At 65.3% G+C, this 403-nt stretch carries 1 protein-coding gene; it reads right to left on the bottom strand.

Annotated features, from left to right (window positions below; all coding sequences use genetic code 11):
- Positions 1-403 (bottom strand): ABC transporter substrate-binding protein (locus GWK61_RS55455; RefSeq protein WP_194922400.1); only part of this gene is annotated, 403 nt, incomplete at both ends.

Genomic DNA, 403 nt, shown 5'->3' with positions numbered 1-403 from the left:
CCCCGGCGTCCTCGATCGCCTTGCACAGCCGGGCGTTCCCGTCGGTGTCGATGGTGTCGAAGACGACGTCCACGCCCTTGTTCTTCATGTCCAGCGCCGCGGAATCGAAGTCGGCCAACGCAATGTCCAGCTGCTCCGGGACGACCGTGAAGCCCTCCTTGCGCAACGCCTCGGCTTCGTAGGAGGCGTACCGCGCCGAGTCGGCCTGGTTGTACGACACGAGCCCGGCGACGTGCGCGCCCAACACGGTCTTCGCATAGTGCTCGGCCTCAGTGGACGAATACAGCTTCCCCTGCCAGCCGATGCTCTTGCCGTCGCGCGGATAGTCGCTGCCGTATATCGAGTACAGGTGTGGGTACTGGTCGTACGCGTTGCTGATGGGCTCGCCGCCGATGTCCGGCAC

The sequence above is a fragment of the Catenulispora rubra genome, assembly GCF_015356825.1.
GTDB lineage: Bacteria > Actinomycetota > Actinomycetes > Streptomycetales > Catenulisporaceae > Catenulispora > Catenulispora rubra.
The sequence above is the reverse complement of the archived record's forward strand: the minus strand, read 5'-3'. Positions and strand labels throughout refer to the sequence as shown.